A 17,096-nucleotide genomic window follows, 5' to 3' on the forward strand; every position below is an offset into this window, starting at 1 on the left:
GTGGTCAAGTGTTCGAGCCGACCCCGTCCGGAGGGGTGTTCGGCTTGTCCGTATTTCTCCACGCTGACCAGGGGGTCAGTACCGGCGGCGGCCGGCCCGGTGACCGCTGGTAACGTGGCGTGAAGCCCCGGTCCGGGCCCCACGGGGTCCGCCCGGTCATCCAGACGTCCTTTAACGACCCGTCCAGTGAGGCGGGGAAGGAGGTCCGCCGTGGCCTACCCACCGGCTGCCCATCCGTCGCCGCCGCGACAACCCTCGGTGAAGGTGATCCTCGCCGCAGCGGACGTGTCGCGGGTGGTCGACCGCATCGCCCACCAGATCCTGGAGAAGACCCAGGGCGCCGCCGACACCGTGCTGCTCGGCATCCCCACCCGGGGCGTGCCGCTGGCGAAGCGGCTCGCCGCCCGGATCAGCGCCTTCGAGGACGTGACCGTCCCGGTCGGCGTGCTCGACATCACGCTCTACCGCGACGACCTGCGCCGGCACGCCACCCGCGCGGTCGGCCCGACCGACCTGCCGCCCGGCGGGATCGACGGCAAGCGGGTGATCCTCGTCGACGACGTGCTCTTCTCCGGCCGCACCGTGCGGGCCGCCCTGGACGCGCTCAGCGACGTCGGCCGGCCGGCCACCGTGCAGCTCGCGGTCCTGGTCGACCGCGGTCACCGCCAGCTGCCGATCCGCGCCGACTACGTCGGCAAGAACATCCCGACCGCGCTCGCCGAGAGCGTCAAGGTCACCCTCGCCGAGACCGACGGCGTCGACGAGGTCAAGCTGTACGGAGGGGCTCCCTCATGATCAGGCACCTGCTCTCCGGGGCCGACCTGGACGCGGCCACCGCCACCCGGATCCTGGACACCGCCGCCGAGATGGCCACCGTCGCCGGACGCGAGGTCAAGAAGCTGCCCGCGCTGCGCGGGCGCACCGTGGTGAACCTCTTCTACGAGGACTCCACCCGGACCCGGATCTCGTTCGAGGCGGCCGCCAAGCGGCTCAGCGCCGACGTGATCAACTTTTCGGCCAAGGGTTCCAGCGTGGCCAAGGGCGAGAGCCTGAAGGACACCGCGCTCACCCTCCAGGCCATGGGGGCCGACGCGGTGGTCGTGCGGCACCCCGCCTCCGGCGCGCCGCACCGGCTGGCCAACTGGGTGGACGGGTCGGTGGTCAACGCCGGCGACGGCACCCACGAGCACCCGACCCAGGCGCTGCTCGACGCGTACACGATGCGGTCCCGGCTGGGCCGGCTCGCCGGCCTGCACGTGGCGATCGTCGGCGACGTGCTGCACTCCCGGGTGGCCCGCTCCAACGTGCTGCTGCTGTCCACCCTCGGGGCCAAGGTCACCCTGGTCGGCCCGCCCACCCTCATCCCGGTGGACATCTCCGCCGCGCTCGCCCCCGGCACCGATGTCTCCTACGACCTCGACACCGTTCTTCCCGGTGTGGACGTGGTGATGATGCTGCGGGTGCAGCGCGAGCGGATGGGCGACTCCTACTTCCCCTCGGCCCGCGAGTACTCCCGCCGTTACGGGCTGGACGGGCCCCGCATGCGCCGGCTGCCGGAGCACGCGATCGTCATGCACCCCGGTCCGATGAACCGGGGCATGGAGATCACGCCCGAGGTGGCCGACTCGCCCCGCTCCACCATCGTCGAACAGGTCGCCAACGGGGTCTCCGTGCGGATGGCCGTCCTCTACCTGCTGCTCGGAGGGAACAACCGGTGACCGCGTACCTGATCAGGAACGTCAGCGTGGTCGGCGCGGAGCCGACCGACCTGCTCATCCGCGACGGCGTCGTGGCCGAGACCGGCGCGGGGCTGACCGCGCCCGACGCGACCGTGCTCGACGCGACCGGCCTGGTCGCCCTGCCCGGCCTGGTCGACCTGCACACCCACCTGCGCGAGCCCGGCCGGGAGGACGCCGAGACCGTCGAGTCCGGCTCGCGGGCGGCGGCGCTGGGCGGCTACACCGCGGTCTGCGCGATGGCGAACACCTCGCCGGTCGCCGACACCGCCGGCGTGGTCGAGCAGGTCTGGCGGCTCGGCCGCGAGGCCGGGCTGGTCGACGTGCAGCCGATCGGCGCGGTCACCGTCGGCCTGGCCGGCGGCCAGCTCGCCGAGCTGGGCGCGATGGCCGACTCGGCGGCCCGGGTGCGGATCTTCTCCGACGACGGGCACTGCGTGGCCGACCCGAAGCTGATGCGCCGGGCGCTGGAGTACGTCAAGGCCTTCGACGGGGTGATCGCCCAGCACGCCGAGGAGCCCCGGCTCACCGAGGGCGCGCAGATGCACGAGGGTGAGGTCTCCACCCGGCTCGGGCTGACCGGCTGGCCGGCGGTCGCCGAGGAGGCGATCATCGCCCGGGACGTGCTGCTGGCCGAGCACGTCGGCAGCCGGCTGCACATCTGCCACGTCTCCACTGCCGGCAGCGTCGAGGTGCTCCGGCACGCCAAGGCGCGCGGGGTCAAGGTCACCGCCGAGGTCACCCCGCACCACCTGCTGCTGACCGACGAGAAGGCCACCACCTACGACCCGGTCTACAAGGTGAACCCGCCGCTGCGCACCGCCGCCGACATCGCGGCGCTGCGCGGGGCGCTGGCCGAGGGCGTGATCGACATCATCGCCACCGACCACGCCCCGCACGCGGTGGAGGACAAGGAGTGCGAGTGGGCGTACGCCCGGCCGGGCATGCTCGGCCTGGAGACCGCCCTCTCGATCGCGCTGGACGTGCTCGGTCCGCAGTGGGACCTGATCGCGGAGCGGATGTCCCGCGCCCCGGCCCGCATCGCCGGCCTGGAGGGGCACGGTCTCGACCCGGCCCCCGGCGTGCCGGCCAACCTGACCCTGGTCGACCCGGCCGCCCGTCGCGTGATCGAACCGGCGGAGCTGGCCAGTCGCAGTCGCAACACCCCGTACGCCCGCATGACGCTGCCGGGTCGCATCGTGGCGACCTTCCTGCGCGGCGAGCCGACGGTCCTGGACGGAAAGGCTGTTAAGTGACCAAGCGTAGGCCCGCGATCCTCGTCCTCGAGGACGGGCGCACCTTCCACGGCGAGGCGTACGGCGCCGCCGGGGAGACGTTCGGCGAGGCGGTCTTCAACACCGGCATGACCGGCTACCAGGAGACCCTCACCGACCCCTCCTACCACCGGCAGGTGGTCGTGCAGACCGCCCCGCACATCGGCAACACCGGGGTCAACGGCGAGGACGACGAGTCCGGCCGGATCTGGGTCGCCGGGTACGTGGTGCGCGACCCGGCCCGGGCCAGCTCCAACTGGCGGGCCACCGGCGGCCTGGAGGAGCGGCTGGCCGCCGAGGGCGTGGTCGGCATCAGCGGCGTGGACACCCGGGCGCTCACCCGCCACCTGCGCGAGCGCGGCGCGATGCGGGTCGGCGTCTCCAGCGTCGACGACGACCCCGCCGCCCTGCTGGAGCGGGTCCGCCAGTCCCCGCCGATGGTCGGCGCGGACCTCTCGGCCGAGGTGACCACCGACGAGCCGTACGTGGTCGAGGCCCGGGGCGAGCACCGGTTCACCGTCGCCGCCCTGGACCTGGGCATCAAGCGCAACGTGCCGCGCCGGCTGGCCGCCCGCGGGGTCACCACCCACGTGCTGCCCGCCGGCTCGACCATCGACGACCTGCTCGCCACCGGCGCGGACGCGGTGTTCTTCTCGCCCGGCCCGGGCGACCCGGCGACCGCCGACGGGCCGGTCGCGCTGGCCCGCGAGGTGCTCAGCCGGCGGATCCCGCTCTTCGGCATCTGCTTCGGCAGCCAGATCCTCGGCCGGGCGCTCGGCTTCGGCACCTACAAGCTGGGGTACGGCCACCGCGGCATCAACCAGCCGGTGCTCGACCGGGTCACCGGCAAGGTCGAGGTGACCAGCCACAACCACGGCTTCGCCGTCCAGGTGCCGGGGGCGCAGGCCGGGGCCGTCGTCCCCGACCAGGTGATCGACACCGAGTTCGGCGGCGTCCAGGTGTCGCACGTCTGCCTCAATGACAACGTGGTCGAGGGGCTGCGGGCCAAGGACGTGCCCGCCTTCACCGTCCAGTACCACCCGGAGGCGGCGGCCGGCCCGCACGACGCGGACTACCTGTTCGACCGTTTCGCCGAGCTGATCGAGGGACGCAAGGATGCCTAAGCGCGACGATCTGAAGCACATCCTGGTGATCGGCTCCGGGCCGATCGTGATCGGGCAGGCCTGCGAGTTCGACTACTCCGGCACCCAGGCCTGCCGGGTGCTGCGCAGCGAGGGCATCCGGGTCAGCCTGGTCAACTCCAACCCGGCGACGATCATGACCGACCCGGAGTTCGCCGACGCCACGTACGTCGAGCCGATCACCCCGGAGTTCGTCGAGCTGGTGATCGCCAAGGAGCGCCCCGACGCGCTGCTGCCCACCCTGGGCGGGCAGACCGCGCTGAACACCGCGGTCGCCCTGCACGAGGCGGGCGTGCTGGAGAAGTACGGTGTCGAGCTGATCGGCGCGAACATCGAGGCGATCAACCGGGGCGAGGACCGGCAGCTGTTCAAGGACATCGTGGCCAAGGCCGGCGTCCGGCTCGGCCTGGCGGACCCGTCGACGCTGACCCCGCGCTCGCGGGTCTGCCACTCGATGGACGAGGTCCGCGAGACCGTCGCCGAGCTGGGCCTGCCGGTGGTGATCCGGCCGTCGTTCACGATGGGCGGCCTGGGCTCCGGGATGGCGCACACCGACGAGGACCTGGAGCGCATCGCCGGCGCCGGCCTGGCCGCCAGCCCGGTGCACGAGGTGCTGATCGAGGAGAGCGTGCTCGGCTGGAAGGAGTACGAGCTCGAACTGATGCGCGACCGCCACGACAACGTGGTGGTGGTCTGCTCGATCGAGAACGTCGACCCGATGGGCGTGCACACCGGTGACAGCGTCACCGTCGCCCCGGCCATGACGCTGACCGACCGGGAGTACCAGCAGCTGCGTGACCTGGGCATCGCGGTGCTGCGCGAGGTCGGCGTCGACACCGGCGGCTGCAACATCCAGTTCGCGGTCAACCCGACCGACGGCCGGCTCGTGGTGATCGAGATGAACCCCCGGGTGTCGCGCTCCTCGGCCCTGGCGTCGAAGGCCACCGGCTTCCCGATCGCCAAGATCGCGGCGAAGCTGGCCATCGGCTACACGCTGGACGAGATCCCGAACGACATCACCCTGAAGACCCCGGCGGCGTTCGAGCCGACCCTGGACTACGTGGTGGTGAAGATCCCCCGGTTCGCGTTCGAGAAGTTCGCCGGCGCGGACCCGGAGCTCACCACCACCATGAAGTCGGTCGGCGAGGCGATGAGCCTGGGCCGCAACTTCACCGAGGCGCTGAACAAGGCGATGCGCTCGATGGAGACCAAGGCGTCGGGGTTCTGGACCGTCCCCGACCCCGCGGACGCGACGAGGGAGAACACCCTCGCGGCGCTGCGGATCCCGCACGACGGGCGGCTCTACACCGTCGAGCGGGCGCTGCGCCTGGGCGCGTCGATCGCCGAGGTGGCCGAGGCGTCCGGCGGCATCGATCCCTGGTTCCTGGACCAGATCGCCGCGCTGGTCGAGCTGCGCGCCGAGATCGTCGACGCCCCGGTGCTCGACGGGGACCTGCTGCGCCGGGCGAAGCGGGCCGGCCTGTCCGACCGGCAGCTCGCCGCGCTGCGCCCGGAGCTGGCCGCCGAGGACGGCGTACGCACCCTGCGCCACCGGCTCGGGGTGCGCCCGGTCTACAAGACCGTCGACACCTGCGCCGCCGAGTTCGAGGCGACCACGCCGTACCACTACTCGACGTACGACCAGGAGACCGAGGTCGCGCCCTCGGACCGACCGAAGGTGCTCATCCTGGGCTCCGGCCCGAACCGGATCGGTCAGGGCATCGAGTTCGACTACTCCTGCGTGCACGCGGTCCAAGCGCTGCGCGAGGTCGGCTATGAGACCGTGATGGTCAACTGCAACCCGGAGACGGTCTCCACCGACTACGACACCGCCGACCGGCTCTACTTCGAGCCGCTCACCTTCGAGGACGTCCTGGAGGTGTGGCACGCCGAGGACACCTCCGGCAGGGCGGCCGGGGGCCCGGGCGTGGTCGGGGTGGTCGTGCAGCTCGGTGGGCAGACCCCGCTCGGCCTGGCCCAGCGGCTGAAGAACGCCGGCGTGCCGATCGTCGGCACCTCGCCGGAGTCCATCCACCTGGCCGAGGAGCGCGGCGCGTTCGGCGCGGTGCTCGCCCGGGCCGGGCTGCGCGCCCCGGCGCACGGCATGGCCACCTCGTACGACGAGGCGAAGGCGATCGCCGACGAGATCGGGTACCCGGTGCTGGTCCGGCCGTCGTACGTGCTCGGCGGGCGGGGCATGGAGATCGTCTACGACGACGCCACCCTGCGCGACTACATCGGCCGGGCCACCGACATCTCGCCCGACCACCCGGTGCTGGTCGACCGCTTCCTCGACGACGCCATCGAGATCGACGTGGACGCCCTCGTCGACGCCGACGGTGACGTCTACCTGGGCGGCGTGATGGAGCACATCGAGGAGGCCGGCATCCACTCCGGCGACTCGTCCTGCGCCCTGCCGCCGATCACGCTGGCCGGCTCGCACCTGACCCAGGTGCGCCGCTACACCGAGGAGATCGCCCGCGGGGTCGGGGTGAAGGGCCTGCTCAACGTCCAGTACGCGCTCCAGGGCGACATGCTGTACGTGCTGGAGGCCAACCCGCGCGCGTCGCGGACCGTCCCGTTCGTCTCGAAGGCGACCGCCGTGCCGCTGGCCAAGGCGGCGGCCCGGATCGCGCTCGGCGCCACCATCGCCGAGCTGCGCGCCGAGGGGATGCTGCCGCCGACCGGGGACGGGGGCACCATGCCCGCCGACGCCCCGATCGCGGTCAAGGAGGCGGTGCTGCCGTTCAAGCGGTTCCGCACCCCCGCCGGCAAGGGCATCGACGTGCTGCTCGGCCCGGAGATGAAGTCCACCGGCGAGGTGATGGGCATCGACACCGGCTTCGGCCAGGCGTTCGCCAAGTCGCAGGCCGCCGCGTACGGCTCGCTGCCGACCGCCGGCAAGATCTTCGTCTCGGTGGCCAACCGGGACAAGCGCGGCATGATCTTCCCGATCAAGCGGCTGGCCGACCTCGGCTTCGAGATCGTCGCCACCACCGGCACGGCGGAGGTGCTGCGCCGGCACGGCATCGCCTGCGAGCAGATCCGCAAGCACTACGAGTCGGGCGAGGGCGCCGACGCGGTCTCGCTGATCCTCGGTGGCGACGTGGCGCTGGTGGTGAACACCCCGCAGGGCTCGGGCGCGAGCGCCCGCTCCGACGGGTACGAGATCCGCAGCGCCGCCGTCACGGCGGACATCCCGTGCGTCACCACCGTGCCCGGCGCGGCGGCGGCGGTGATGGGCATCGAGGCGCGCATCAACGGTGACCTCCGCGTCCGCCCGCTGCAGGACCTGCACGCCGCCCTCCGGGGCGGCGAGTGACGGCCCGGGTGACCGCGTCGATCACGAGGTCGGCGGCGACGTCCGCCGACCTCGTGGTCACCGCACCGGGGGTGGGGGAGCGGTGATCTTCGAGAAGGTGGTCCGGCCCCGGCTGTTCGGCATCGGGGGCGGGGACGCGGAGGCGGCGCACGAGTGGACGCTGCGCCGGCTGGCCGCGGTGTCGCGCCGGCCGGCCCTGCTGGCGGCGCTGCGGGCCCGGTACTTCCGCGCCGCGCCGCGCACCGTGTTCGGGGTGGACTTCCCGAACCCGGTGGGGTTGGCGGCCGGGATGGACAAGAACGGTGTCGCGCTGCCCGCGTGGCCGGCGCTCGGCTTCGGTTTCGTCGAGGTCGGCACGGTCACCGCGCACGCCCAGCCCGGCAACCCGCGACCGCGGCTGTTCCGGCTGCGCGACAGCGAGGCCGTGGTCAACCGGATGGGCTTCAACAACGCCGGCGCCGAGGCGCTCGCCCGGCGGCTGGCGGCGCTGCCGCGCCCGCTCGGCGTACCGCTGGGGATCTCGTTGGGCAAGTCCAAGGTGACCCCGCTCGACGAGGCGGTGGCGGACTACCTGGCCTCCTACCGGGCGCTGCGGGAGCACGGGGACTACTTCGCGGTCAACGTGTCCTCCCCGAACACTCCCGGCCTGCGGTCGCTGCAGGACCGGTCGCACCTGGACGCGCTGCTGGCCGCCCTGGTCGGGGAGAAGCCGGTGCTGGTGAAGATCGCCCCGGACCTCACCGAGCCGGCCATCGCGGAGCTGCTGCAGGTGTGCCTGGACCGGGGCGCGGCCGGGGTGATCGCCACCAACACCACGCTGGCCCGCGACGGGCTCGCCCCGGCCGACCGGGAGCGGGGCGCCGAGACCGGCGGGCTGTCCGGTCGTCCGCTCGCCGCCCGGGCCCGTGAGGTGGTCGGCTTCGTGCACCGGGAGACCGGTGGCCGGCTGCCGGTGATCGGCGTCGGCGGGATCCTGGACCCGGACGACGCGGCCCGGATGTTCGACGCGGGCGCCAGCCTGGTCCAGCTCTACACCGGGTTCATCTACCGCGGGCCGGCGCTGGTCCGCGCCGCCGCCCGCACCCCCTAGCCCTCGGCCCGGCCGTACCCGCGGGTCACGGCCGCCGTCCAGCGCGGACGGCGACCGTGACCCGCGCGGCCACGGCCGGCCGGTAGGGGTCGAACAGGGGTGAAGTCAGGGGTACGAGAAGGGAGCGCGTGGTGACGCCGGAGGAGATCCTCGCCACCGACCGGGCGCACGTGTGGCACCCCTACGCGGCGCTGCCGCCGGCCAGCCCGCCGTACGTGGTGGCGAGCGCCGAGGGCGTCCGCCTGCGACTGGCCGACGGCCGGGAGCTGATCGACGGGATGTCGTCCTGGTGGGCGGCGATCCACGGCTACCGGCACCCGGTGCTGGACGCCGCCGTCACCGACCAGCTCGGCCGGATGAGCCACGTGATGTTCGGCGGCCTCACCCACGAGCCGGCGGTACGGCTGGCCCGCACCCTGGTCGAGCTGGCCCCGGAGGGGCTGGAGCACGTCTTCCTGGCCGACTCCGGCTCGGTCTCGGTCGAGGTGGCGGTGAAGATGTGCCTGCAGTGGCAGCGGGCCACCGGGCGGCCGGAGCGACGGCGGCTGGGCACCTGGCGGGGCGGCTACCACGGCGACACGTTCCACCCGATGAGCGTCTGCGACCCGGAGGGCGGCATGCACCACCTCTGGGGTGACGTGCTGCCCCGGCAGGTCTTCGCGCCGGTGCCCCCGGGTGGCTTCGACACCCCGCCCGACCCGGCGTACGAGGCGGCCCTGGTGGACGCGGTCGAGCGGCACGCCGACGAGCTGGCCGCGGTGATCGTCGAGCCGGTGGTGCAGGGGGCCGGGGGCATGCGCTTCCACCACCCGCACTACCTGCGGGTGCTGCGCGAGGTGACCCGGGCGCACGGCATCCTGCTGGTGTTCGACGAGATCGCCACCGGGTTCGGCCGGACCGGGACCATGTTCGCCGCCGAGCACGCCGGGGTGACCCCGGACGTGCTCTGCGTCGGCAAGGCCCTCACCGGCGGCTACCTGACGCTGGCGGCCGCCCTCTGCACCGCTGAGGTGGCCCGGGGGATCTCCGCCGACGGCGTGCTCGCCCACGGGCCGACCTTCATGGGCAACCCGCTCGCCTGCGCGGTCGCCAACGCCTCGCTGGGGCTGCTGCGGGACGGGGACTGGGCCGGGCGGGTGGCGGCGGTCTCGGCGGGCCTGCGCGCCGGCCTGGAGCCGCTGCGCGCCCGGCCGGGCGTGGCCGACGTGCGGGTGCTCGGCGCGATCGGGGTGGTCCAGCTCGACCACGAGGTCGACCTCCCGGCGGCCACCGCCGCCGCGGTCGCGCAGGGGGTGTGGCTGCGCCCCTTCCGCGACCTGATCTACACCATGCCGCCGTACGTCACCGACGAGGCGGACGTGGCCCGGATCGCGGCCGGCGTGGCGGCGGCGGTCGAGGCCGGCTGAGCGCCGGGCGACGCCGTCGAGGGCGCGGGGAGTGGGCCGGACCGGCGGTCGCCGTCGACGACGGCGTGGCACGGCGGGCCGGGTCGGCCGGCGACAGCACGACGAGCGACGGTCACCGGCCGTCGCGAACGGACGCGGCGGGTGCGCCGCGCGGACGAGAGGGAGAGTCGCGATGGAGAGCTTCGGCGCCCGCCTGCACCGGGCCGTGGCGGAGCGGGGACCGCTCTGCGTGGGGATCGACCCGCACCCGGGCCTGCTGGCCCGCTGGGGGCTGTCCGACGACGTCGAGGGCCTGGAACGGTTCAGCCGGACCGTGGTGGAGGCGCTCGGGGACCAGGTGGCCGTGGTCAAGCCCCAGTCGGCCTTCTTCGAACGGTTCGGTTCGAGGGGCGTTGGAATCCTTGAGTCAACTATCCGACAGTTGCGAAATTCTGGCGCGCTCGTTCTCCTCGATGTCAAGCGCGGCGACATCGGTTCGACGGTCGCCGCGTACGCCTCGGCGTACCTCGATCCATCCAGCCCGCTGTATGTCGACGCGGTCACCGCGAGCCCCTACCTGGGAGTAGGTTCGCTGGCCCCGATGTTCGAGCTGGCCGCCGCGAACGGCGGCGGGGTCTTCGTGCTGGCGCTGACCTCCAACCCGGAGGGGGCCTCGGTGCAGCGCGCCGTAGCCGCCGACGGACGCACCGTGGCGCAGACCGTCATCGACGAGATTTCCCAGCTCAACCTGGGTGCGGAGCCCCTGGGCAGCTTCGGCCTGGTGGTCGGGGCGACGATCGGTGGCACCGGTCACGACCTCTCCGCGGTGCACGGTCCGCTGCTCGCCCCGGGGCTGGGCGCGCAGGGCGCCACGGCTGCGGACCTGCGCACCGTCTTCGGTTCCGCCGTGCCCTCGGTGCTGCCGTCGTACTCGCGCGAGGTGCTCCACGCCGGCCCCGACGTGGCCGCGCTGCGGGCCGCCGCCGAGCGGGTGCTGGGGGAGTGCCGGGCCGCCCTGGCCGGCGCCTGACTGACTGACGGGTCGGTCACTTTACGTTGATCTTCGCGCGCCCACGTTGCCGAAAACTCCGTTGACCGCTAGTTTTCCCCGCGCTGGGAACCACGGACCCCTTTGGTTGCCAGCGTCACCACGTTTCACAGCAGCGGCGGTGCGCCCCGCCCGCCGCGTTAGGGACCTGAGGAGAACTGGTGCCGCTCCCGTCACTGACCCCCGAACAGCGTGCTGCCGCGCTGGAGAAGGCCGCGGAGATCCGCAAGGCCCGTGCCAAGCTGAAGGAGGACCTCAAGCAGGGCAAGACCAGCCTCGCCACGGTCCTCGAGAAGGCCGAGTCCGACGACGTCGTCGGCAAGCTGAAGGTCTCGGCCGTGCTTCAGGCGATGCCGGGCATCGGCAAGATCCGGGCCACCCAGATCATGGAGAAGCTCAAGATCGCCGACAGCCGCCGGCTGCGCGGCCTGGGCGAGCAGCAGCGCAAGGCTCTGCTTGGAGAGTTCGCCGCGAACTGAACGCCACCGGCGTGTAGAAACAAGCGGTGAGCACGGATGACGAGGCGCGCCCGGCGGCCCGGCTCACTGTCCTGTCCGGACCCTCGGGTGCCGGCCGGGGCAGTGTCGTCGAGCTGGTCCGGGCGCGCTTCCCGTCGGTGTGGCGGCCCGTGCCCGCCACCACCCGGCCGCCGTGCCGGGGCGAGGTGCCCGGGGTGGACCGGCTCTTCGTCGATTCGGCCGCGTTCGACCGGATGATCGCCGCCGACGCGCTGCTGGAGTGGAGCCGGACCGGGCCGTACCGGCGCGGGGTGCCGCGGGCCGGGATCCGCGACCGGCTCGCCGAGGGCCGGCCGGTGCTGCTCCCGCTGGACCTGCCCGGCGCGCTCGCCGTCCGGGCCGCCGCGCCCGGCGTCCTGATGGTGCTCCTCGCGCCCCCGTCGTACCGGCCGGACCCCGCCGTGGCGGGCGCGTTCGCACACGCCGTGCGGCACGACCGCGCCGAGCGGGCCGCCGACGAGCTGGTAGGCTTGCTCGGTTATTCCTTCCTGGCTCCGGCCCAACCGCGCCCGAGCGGTTGAGGGCCACCGCTTCCGGGCGGTGCACAAAGACGCAGAGGTTTATCCGTGGGATCCATCGCCACCAACCCCGAGGGCATCACCAACCCGCCGATCGACGAGCTCCTCGAGAAGACGACCTCGAAGTACGCCCTGGTGATCTTCGCCGCGAAGCGGGCGCGCCAGGTCAACGCCTACTACAGCCAGCTCGGCGAGGGCCTGCTGGAGTACGTGGGTCCGCTCGTGGAGACCACCCCCCAGGAGAAGCCGCTCTCCATCGCCATGCGGGAGATCAACGCCGGTCTGCTCACCGCCGAGCCGACCGACCAGCCGTAAGACCCGCTCGCGCCGATGACCACCGGGATCGTTCTCGGGGTCGGCGGCGGCATCGCCGCCTACAAGGCGTGTGAGCTGCTCCGGCTCTTCACCGAGTCGGGCCACCGGGTCCGGGTCGTGCCGACCGCGTCGGCGCTCCGCTTCGTCGGGGCGCCGACCTGGGCCGCGCTCTCCGGCCAGCCGGTCGCCGACGACGTCTGGTCCGACGTGCACGAGGTGCCGCACGTCCGCCTCGGCCAGCACGCCGACCTCGTCGTGGTCGCGCCGACCACCGCCGACCTGCTCGCCAAGGCCGCCCACGGCCTCGCCGACGACCTGCTCACCAACACGCTGCTGACCGCCCGCTGCCCGGTCCTGCTCGCCCCGGCGATGCACACCGAGATGTGGGAGCACCCGGCCACCGTGGCCAACGTGGCCACCCTGCGCTCCCGGGGTGTGCGGGTGATCGAGCCCGCCGTCGGGCGGCTCACCGGCGCCGACAGCGGCAAGGGCAGGCTGCCCGACCCGGCGGAGATCTTCGCCGTCGCCCGTCGCGCGCTGGCCCGCGGCGTCGCCGCCCCGGCCGACCTGACCGGCCGGCACGTCGTGGTCACCGCCGGCGGCACCCGCGAACCGCTCGACCCGGTCCGGTTCCTCGGCAACCGCTCCTCCGGCAAGCAGGGGTACGCGTTCGCCCGCGCCGCCGTGGCCCGGGGCGCCCGGGTCACCCTGGTGTCGGCCAACGTCGCGCTGGCCGACCCGGCCGGCGTGGACGTGGTGCGGGTCGGCACCACCGAGGAGCTGCGCAAGGCCACCCTGGAGGCGGCCGCCGGCGCGGACGCCGTGGTGATGGCCGCCGCCCCCGCCGATTTCCGCCCGGCCAGCTACGCGCCCGGTAAGATCAAGAAGGCGGACGACGGCAGCGCGCCCACCATCGAGCTGGTCACCAACCCCGACATCGCCGCCGAGCTGGGACGATGTCGGCGGCCGGAGCAGGTGCTCGTGGTCTTCGCCGCCGAGACCGGGGACGCCGAGGCGAACGGACGGGCCAAGCTCGCCCGCAAGCGGGCGGACCTGATCGTGATCAACGAGGTGGGGGTGGACAAGGTCTTCGGGGCCGAGACCAACGCCGCCACGGTGATCGGGGCGGACGGCGCCGTGCACCGGATGCCGGAACAGCCCAAGGAGGATCTGGCCGACGCGGTCTGGGACCTCGTGGTCGCGCGGCTGGCGGAGCCGTCCTGACGGCTGGGCACCTTCGCGTTCCTCCGCTCACCCTGGATCCACGGTGACTAAACTGCCGCCGAGCGACCTTTCAAAAGTTTTCTCATGCTTAGGAGTGCCGTGACACGTCTCTTCACGTCCGAATCGGTCACGGAGGGCCACCCGGACAAGATCGCCGACCAGATCAGCGACGGCATTCTCGACGCCCTGCTCGCCAAGGACCCGCACAGCCGCGTCGCGGTCGAGACGCTGATCACCACCGGGCAGGTGCACGTCGCCGGCGAGGTCACCACCAAGGCGTACGCCGACATCCCGACCATCGTCCGGGAGACCATCCTCGGCATCGGGTACGACTCGTCGAAGAAGGGCTTCGACGGCGCCTCCTGCGGCGTCAGCGTCTCCATCGGCGCCCAGTCGCCGGACATCGCCCAGGGCGTGGACAACGCCTTCGAGCTGCGTACCGGCGGCTCGGAGAGCGCGCTGGACGCGCAGGGCGCCGGCGACCAGGGCATGATGTTCGGCTTCGCCTGCTCCGAGACGCCCGAGCTGATGCCGCTGCCGATCGCGCTGGCGCACCGGCTGGCCCGCCGCCTCGCCGCGGTGCGCAAGGACGGCACCGTCCCGTACCTGCGCCCCGACGGCAAGACCCAGGTCACCATCGAGTACGACGGGCTGCGCCCGGTCCGGCTCGACACGGTCGTGGTGTCCAGCCAGCACGCGGCCGACATCTCGCTCGAGTCGCTGCTCACCCCGGACGTGCGCGAGCACGTCATCACCCCCGAGCTGGAGGGCCTCGGCCTCGACACCGACGGCTACCGGCTGCTGGTCAACCCGACCGGGCGGTTCGAGATCGGCGGCCCGATGGGCGACGCCGGCCTCACCGGCCGGAAGATCATCGTGGACACCTACGGCGGCTACGCCCGGCACGGTGGCGGCGCGTTCTCCGGCAAGGACCCGTCGAAGGTCGACCGGTCCGCCGCGTACGCGATGCGCTGGGTGGCCAAGAACGTCGTCGCCGCCGGCCTCGCCGAGCGCTGCGAGGCGCAGGTCGCGTACGCGATCGGCAAGGCGCACCCGGTGAGCCTGTTCATCGAGACCTTCGGCACCGAGACCGTGCCGGTGGCCTCGATCGAGAAGGCCGTCGGCGAGGTCTTCGACCTGCGGCCCGCCGCGATCATCCGGGACCTCAACCTGCTCCGCCCGATCTACCAGCAGACCGCCGCGTACGGCCACTTCGGCCGCGAGCTGCCGGACCTGACCTGGGAGAGCACCGACCGGGCCGCCGACCTCAAGTCGGCCGCGGGAGCCTGACCGGCACCAGGCGCAGCGACCGGCGACCCGCCCAGGGGTCGCCGGTCGCTCGTGTCTGCGTGGATCTGCCCCTGCCCCACCTGGACCGCCCCTTCGACTACCTGGTCCCGGCCGAGCTGGACGCCCAGGCCCGCCCCGGGGTGCGGGTGAAGGTGCGCTTCGCCGGCCAGCTCGTCGACGGCTGGCTGCTGTCCCGCGCCGACGAGTCGGCCCACCCGAAGCTGGCGTACCTGGAGAAGGTCGTCTCGCCGGTCCCGGTGCTCGCGCCGGAGGTGGCCCGGCTGGCCCGCGCGGTCGCCGACCGGTACGCCGGCAGCCTCGCCGACGTGCTCCGGCTCGCCGTCCCGCCCCGGCACGCCCGGGCCGAGAAGGACCTCCTCGCCGCCGCCGACCCGGACGCCACCCCCGCCCCGGACGCGGCCGAGCCGGACCCGGCCGGGGACGTGCCCGTGGACCCGGCCGAGCCGGACCCGGCCGAGCCGGACCTGGCCGAGCCGGACCCGGCCGAGCCGGACCCGGCCGGGGACGGGCCCGCGGACCCGGCCGCGCCGCCCGCCGTCGCACCTCGCGCGAGCAGCGGCGCGCCGCCCGCCGGCGCGGTCGACCCGCGCGGCTGGCGGGACTATCCGGCCGGCCCGGCCTTCCTGCGCGCGCTCACCGACGGTCGCCCGGCCCGCGCGGTCTGGTCGGCGCTGCCCGGCGAGGACTGGGCGGCCCGGTACGCCGACGCGGTCGCCGCGACCGTCGCGGGCGGCCGGGGCGCGCTGGTCGTGGTGGCCGACGCCCGCGACCTGGACCGGCTCGACGCCGCCCTGACCGAGGTGCTCGGGGCGGGCCGGCACGTCTGCCTCTCCGCCGCGCTCGGGCCGGCCCGGCGTTACCGCGCCTTCCTCACCGCGCTGCGCGGCGAGGTGCCCGTGGTCGTCGGCACCCGCGCCGCGATGTTCGCCCCGGTCGACCGGCTCGGCCTGGTGGCCGTCTGGGACGACGGCGACGACCTGCACGCCGAGCCGCGCGCCCCGTACCCGCACGCCCGCGAGGTGCTGCTCACCCGGGCCCAGCTCGCCGACACGGCCGCCCTGGTCGGTGGCTACTCCCGTACCGCCGAGGCGCAGCTGCTGGTGGAGACCCGCTGGGCGCACGAGGTGAGCGCCGACCGCTCGACGCTGCGCGCCCGGGTGCCGGCCGTCGCGCCGACCGGGGACGACCCGCAGCTCGCCCGGGACCCCGGGGCCGCCTCCGCCCGGCTGCCCAGCCTGGCCTGGAGCACCGCCCGCGACGCGCTCCGCGCCGACCTGCCGGTGCTGGTCCAGGTGCCCCGCCGCGGCTACCTGCCCTCGGTCTCCTGCGCCGACTGCCGTACCCCGGCCCGCTGCCCGCACTGCGCCGGTCCGCTCGCCCTGCCCTCGGCCGCCGGGACGCCGGCCTGCCGCTGGTGCGGGCGGGTGGCCGCCGCGTACGCCTGCCCGGAGTGCGGGGGACGACGGCTGCGGGCCGCGGTGGTCGGTGCCCGGCGCACCGCCGAGGAGCTGGGGCGGGCCTTCCCCGACGTGCCGGTGCGCACGTCCGGGCGGGAGGAGGTGCTGGGCGCGGTCCCCGGCGGCGCCGGCCTGGTGATCTCCACCCCGGGCGCGGAGCCGGTCGCCGAGGGCGGGTACGGGGCGGTGCTGCTGCTCGACTCCTGGGCCCTGCTCACCCGGGCCGACCTGCGGGCCGGGGAGGAGGCGCTGCGGCGCTGGCTGGCCGCGGCGGCGCTGGCCCGCCCGGCGGCGGCCGGGGGACGGGTGGTGGTGGTCGCGGACGGCGCCCTCGCCCCGGTGCAGGCGCTGCTGCGCTGGGACGCGGCCTGGTTCGCCGCCCGGGAGCTGGCCGAGCGGCGCGAGCTGGGCTTCCCGCCGGCGGTCCGGATGGCCAGCGTCACCGGCCCGGCGGAGGCGGTGGCGGACCTGCTGGCCGGCGCGCGGCTGCCCGAGGAGGCCGACGTGCTGGGGCCGGTGCCGGCCGAGGAGGGTCGGGAACGGATGCTGGTGCGGGTGCCCCGGGCCCGGGCGGCCGCGCTGGCCCTGGCGCTGCACGCCGCGGCCGGTACGCGTACCGCCCGCAAGGCCGCCGACCCGGTACGGCTCCAGGTCGACCCGCTCAGCCTGTTCTGAGCCACCCGCCGGTGCCGTGACACACCGCACTTCTTCCGTCGCCGACGGTCGTGACCAGGGGTTTGTCGCACACCTGGTCCG

Annotated in this window: 14 protein-coding genes; all 14 read left to right on the top strand. The window is 74.1% G+C overall.

All coding sequences use genetic code 11. The annotated features are described in order from the left end of the window. Positions 1-210: 210 nt before the first annotated feature. On the top strand, positions 211-795 hold the full coding sequence (pyrR, locus tag GA0070611_RS02610) for a bifunctional pyr operon transcriptional regulator/uracil phosphoribosyltransferase PyrR (RefSeq protein WP_091656724.1): 585 nt from the start codon (positions 211-213) through the stop codon (positions 793-795). Further along, positions 792-1,718, top strand: coding sequence for an aspartate carbamoyltransferase catalytic subunit (locus GA0070611_RS02615; protein WP_091656728.1), 927 nt, complete (start codon positions 792-794; stop codon positions 1,716-1,718). The genes pyrR and GA0070611_RS02615 overlap by 4 nt, the downstream gene beginning before the upstream one ends. Continuing rightward, positions 1,715-2,992 (top strand): dihydroorotase, encoded by a 1,278-nt coding sequence (locus GA0070611_RS02620; RefSeq protein ID WP_091656731.1) that lies wholly within the window; start codon positions 1,715-1,717, stop codon positions 2,990-2,992. The genes GA0070611_RS02615 and GA0070611_RS02620 overlap by 4 nt, the downstream gene beginning before the upstream one ends. Next, complete coding sequence (gene carA, locus GA0070611_RS02625) at positions 2,989-4,134, top strand: glutamine-hydrolyzing carbamoyl-phosphate synthase small subunit (protein ID WP_091656735.1); 1,146 nt, start codon at positions 2,989-2,991, stop codon at positions 4,132-4,134. The genes GA0070611_RS02620 and carA overlap by 4 nt, the downstream gene beginning before the upstream one ends. Further along, positions 4,127-7,474, top strand: coding sequence for a carbamoyl-phosphate synthase large subunit (carB, locus tag GA0070611_RS02630; RefSeq protein WP_091656739.1), 3,348 nt, complete (start codon positions 4,127-4,129; stop codon positions 7,472-7,474). Before carA ends, carB begins: the two co-directional genes overlap by 8 nt. 82 nt (positions 7,475-7,556) lie before the next feature. Continuing rightward, entirely contained in the window at positions 7,557-8,564 is a 1,008-nt protein-coding gene (locus GA0070611_RS02635) for a quinone-dependent dihydroorotate dehydrogenase (RefSeq protein ID WP_091656742.1), read from the top strand. 131 nt (positions 8,565-8,695) lie between these two features. After that, the gene (locus GA0070611_RS02640) at positions 8,696-9,970 is read left to right on the top strand and encodes an adenosylmethionine--8-amino-7-oxononanoate transaminase (RefSeq protein ID WP_091672356.1); all 1,275 of its coding nucleotides are present in this window, start codon (positions 8,696-8,698) and stop codon (positions 9,968-9,970) included. A 172-nt stretch (positions 9,971-10,142) separates the two neighbouring features. Then, the gene (pyrF, locus tag GA0070611_RS02645) at positions 10,143-10,979 is read left to right on the top strand and encodes an orotidine-5'-phosphate decarboxylase (RefSeq protein ID WP_091656745.1); all 837 of its coding nucleotides are present in this window, start codon (positions 10,143-10,145) and stop codon (positions 10,977-10,979) included. 179 nt (positions 10,980-11,158) lie between these two features. After that, positions 11,159-11,476: an integration host factor, actinobacterial type gene (mihF, locus tag GA0070611_RS02650; RefSeq protein ID WP_091656748.1), complete on the top strand. Its 318-nt coding sequence runs from the start codon at positions 11,159-11,161 to the stop codon at positions 11,474-11,476. A gap of 26 nt (positions 11,477-11,502) precedes the next feature. Further along, on the top strand, positions 11,503-12,036 hold the full coding sequence (locus GA0070611_RS02655; RefSeq protein ID WP_091656752.1) for a nucleoside/nucleotide kinase family protein: 534 nt from the start codon (positions 11,503-11,505) through the stop codon (positions 12,034-12,036). Between the two features lie 45 nt (positions 12,037-12,081). After that, positions 12,082-12,348 (top strand): DNA-directed RNA polymerase subunit omega, encoded by a 267-nt coding sequence (rpoZ, locus tag GA0070611_RS02660; RefSeq protein ID WP_013285517.1) that lies wholly within the window; start codon positions 12,082-12,084, stop codon positions 12,346-12,348. Positions 12,349-12,363: 15 nt separating this feature from the next. Beyond that, positions 12,364-13,572 (top strand): bifunctional phosphopantothenoylcysteine decarboxylase/phosphopantothenate--cysteine ligase CoaBC, encoded by a 1,209-nt coding sequence (coaBC, locus tag GA0070611_RS02665; protein ID WP_091656755.1) that lies wholly within the window; start codon positions 12,364-12,366, stop codon positions 13,570-13,572. An 84-nt stretch (positions 13,573-13,656) separates the two neighbouring features. Beyond that, the gene (gene metK, locus GA0070611_RS02670) at positions 13,657-14,862 is read left to right on the top strand and encodes a methionine adenosyltransferase (protein ID WP_091656758.1); all 1,206 of its coding nucleotides are present in this window, start codon (positions 13,657-13,659) and stop codon (positions 14,860-14,862) included. Between the two features lie 59 nt (positions 14,863-14,921). After that, a complete protein-coding gene (locus GA0070611_RS02675) occupies positions 14,922-17,015 on the top strand; it encodes a primosomal protein N' (RefSeq protein WP_157740168.1) in 2,094 nt (697 codons plus the stop codon). Positions 17,016-17,096: the final 81 nt, after the last annotated feature.

This window comes from Micromonospora auratinigra (genome assembly GCF_900089595.1).
In the GTDB taxonomy this organism is placed as follows: Bacteria; Actinomycetota; Actinomycetes; order Mycobacteriales; family Micromonosporaceae; genus Micromonospora; species Micromonospora auratinigra.

What these genes read in the sequence shown, in the direction of transcription:
- GA0070611_RS02615 (WP_091656728.1), top strand. Translation starts at nt 792, where the DNA reads ATGATCAGGCACCTGCTCTCCGGGGCCGACCTGGACGCGGCCACCGCC.
- carB (WP_091656739.1), top strand. Translation starts at nt 4,127, where the DNA reads ATGCCTAAGCGCGACGATCTGAAGCACATCCTGGTGATCGGCTCCGGG.
- pyrF (WP_091656745.1), top strand. Translation starts at nt 10,143, where the DNA reads ATGGAGAGCTTCGGCGCCCGCCTGCACCGGGCCGTGGCGGAGCGGGGA.
- coaBC (WP_091656755.1), top strand. Translation starts at nt 12,364, where the DNA reads ATGACCACCGGGATCGTTCTCGGGGTCGGCGGCGGCATCGCCGCCTAC.
- metK (WP_091656758.1), top strand. Translation starts at nt 13,657, where the DNA reads ATGCTTAGGAGTGCCGTGACACGTCTCTTCACGTCCGAATCGGTCACG.